Genomic DNA, 3,063 nt, shown 5'->3' with positions numbered 1-3,063 from the left:
ATAGTGAATACATAGCTATATGAAGCAAACGAGGGGAACTGAAACATCTAAGTACCCTTAGGAAGAGAAATCAAACGAGATTCCCCTAGTAGCGGCGAGCGAACGGGGAACAGCCGAATCAGCATGGCGTAGTGGAATGAGTTGGGAAGCTCAGCGATACCGGGTGATAGCCCCGTACACGAAGCGACATGTTGGTCATATTAAGTAGGTCGGGACACGTGTTATCCTGATTGAAGATGGGGGGACCATCCTCCAAGGCTAAATACTCCTAACTGACCGATAGTGAACTAGTACCGTGAGGGAAAGGCGAAAAGAACCCCTGTGAGGGGAGTGAAATAGAACCTGAAACCGTATACGTACAAGCAGTAGGAGCCTTACTCTCTTAGGAGAAATGTGGGGTGACTGCGTACCTTTTGTATAATGGGTCAGCGACTTATATTTAGTAGCAAGGTTAACCGAATAGGGGAGCCGTAGCGAAAGCGAGTGTTAACTGCGCGTTTAGTTGCTAGGTATAGACCCGAAACCCGGTGATCTAGCCATGGGCAGGTTGAAGGTTGAGTAACATCAACTGGAGGACCGAACTCACTGATGTTGAAAAATCAGGAGATGACTTGTGGCTGGGGGTGAAAGGCCAATCAAACCGGGAGATAGCTGGTTCTCCCCGAAATCTATTTAGGTAGAGCCTCGGACGAACACCATTGGGGGTAGAGCACTGTTAAGGCTAGGGGGTCATCCCGACTTACCAACCCTTTGCAAACTCCGAATACCGATGAGTGCTATCCGGGAGACACACGGCGGGTGCTAACGTCCGTCGTGAAGAGGGAAACAACCCAGACCGCCAGCTAAGGTCCCCAAATATTGCTAAGTGGGAAACGATGTGGGAAGGCTAAGACAGCTAGGAGGTTGGCTTAGAAGCAGCCATCCTTTAAAGAAAGCGTAATAGCTCACTAGTCGAGTCGGCCTGCGCGGAAGATGTAACGGGGCTAAGCAATATACCGAAGCTGCGGATTTGACTTTCGAGTCAAGTGGTAGGGGAGCGTTGTGTAAGTGGATGAAGGTGTGCCGGGAGGCATGCTGGACATATCACAAGTGCGAATGCTGACATGAGTAACGATAAGGGGAGTGAAAAACTCCCCCGCCGGAAGACCAAGGTTTCCTGTCCCATGCTAATCAGGGCAGGGTAAGTCGGCCCCTAAGGCGAGGCAGAAATGCGTAGTCGATGGGAAACAGATTAATATTTCTGTACTTATATAGTGAGTGAAGGAGAGACGGAGAAGGCTAGGCAAGCATGGCGTTGGTAGTCCATGTGAAAGTGCGTAGGTTGATGGTTTAGGCAAATCCGGACCATCCTCTTTAATGAGAAGACTAAGACACGAGACGAGACTCTACGGAGTCGAAGTTGTTGATGCCATACTTCCAGGAAAATCTTCTAAGCGTATTGCTATATGAACCGTACCCCAAACCGACACAGGTGGTCAGGTAGAGAATACTAAGGCGCTTGAGAGAACTCGGGTGAAGGAACTCGGCAAAATAGTACCGTAACTTCGGGAGAAGGTACGCCCTTACCTGTGACTAGACTTGCTCTAGAAGCGGGCGAGGGCCGCAGTGACCAGGAGGCTGGGACTGTTTATTAAAAACACAGCACTGTGCTAAATCGAGAGATGACGTATACGGTGTGACACCTGCCCGGTGCCGGAAGGTTAATTGATGGGGTTAGCGTAAGCGAAGCTCTTGATCGAAGCCCCGGTAAACGGCGGCCGTAACTATAACGGTCCTAAGGTAGCGAAATTCCTTGTCGGGTAAGTTCCGACCTGCACGAATGGTGTAACCATGGCCTCGCTGTCTCCACCCGAGACTCAGTGAAATTGAAATTGCAGTGAAGATGCTGTGTACCCGCACCTAGACGGAAAGACCCCGTGAACCTTTACTACAGCTTGGCACTGAACATTGACCCTACATGTGTAGGATAGGTGGGAGACTATGAAACGTTGTCGCTAGATGACGTGGAGTCAACCTTGAAATACCACCCTTGTACGTTTGATGTTCTAACGTTGTCCCGTAATCCGGGATGCGGACAGTGTCTGGTGGGTAGTTTGACTGGGGCGGTCTCCTCCCAAAGTGTAACGGAGGAGCACGAAGGTTGGCTAATCCTGGTCGGACATCAGGAGGTTAGTGCAATGGCATAAGCCAGCTTAACTGCGAGACAGACACGTCGAGCAGGTACGAAAGTAGGTCATAGTGATCCGGTGGTTCTGAATGGAAGGGCCATCGCTCAACGGATAAAAGGTACTCCGGGGATAACAGGCTGATACCGCCCAAGAGTTCATATCGACGGCGGTGTTTGGCACCTCGATGTCGGCTCATCACATCCTGGGGCTGAAGTCGGTCCCAAGGGTATGGCTGTTCGCCATTTAAAGTGGTACGCGAGCTGGGTTTAGAACGTCGTGAGACAGTTCGGTCCCTATCTGGTGTGGGCGTTGGATGATTGATGGGAGCTGCTCCTAGTACGAGAGGACCGGAGTGGACGAACCGCTGGTGTTCGGGTTGTGATGCCAATTGCATTGCCCGGTAGCTACGTTCGGAATCGATAACCGCTGAAAGCATCTAAGCGGGAAGCGAGCCCAAAGATGAGTCATCCCTAGCGATTAAATCGCTTTGAAGGGTTGTCGTAGACTACGACGTTGATAGGCAGGGTGTGGAAGCGTTGTAAGGCGTTAAGCTAACCTGTACTAATTGCCCGTAAGGCTTAACCATACAACACCTCATGAAATTTAGAGGATGGTATAAAGTGTGACAAGTAACACGCTAAGTAAACAGATTGAGTAGTGGATTCATCCTAAGTATAGAAAGCATATCAGCTGTTCCAAATTGTCCCTTTTTGTCTGGCGACAATAGCGATACGGTCCCACCTGATCCCATCTCGAACTCAGCAGTGAAACGTATTAGCGGCGATGGTAGTGTGGGGTTTCCCCATGTGAGAGTAGCACATCGCCAGACTCCTATTCGTCTTGAGAAAGACACAAAAAGCCCGTTGCTTGGTTGTAACGGGCTTTTTTGTGCCTG

General features: G+C 50.2%; 2 rRNA genes. Both read left to right on the top strand.

Going from position 1 to position 3,063, the window contains the following annotated elements:
- Nucleotides 1-2,754: ribosomal RNA gene (locus GPUN_RS07940) — 23S ribosomal RNA — on the top strand; the annotation flags it as partial.
- A 127-nt stretch (nt 2,755-2,881) separates the two neighbouring features.
- Nucleotides 2,882-2,997 (top strand): 5S ribosomal RNA (gene rrf, locus GPUN_RS07935).
- The last annotated feature ends 66 nt before the right edge of the window (nt 2,998-3,063 follow it).

Origin of the sequence: Glaciecola punicea ACAM 611, from assembly GCF_000252165.1 — a bacterium.
Lineage (GTDB): Bacteria > Pseudomonadota > Gammaproteobacteria > Enterobacterales > Alteromonadaceae > Glaciecola > Glaciecola punicea.
This window is presented reverse-complemented; position numbering and strand designations above follow the sequence as displayed.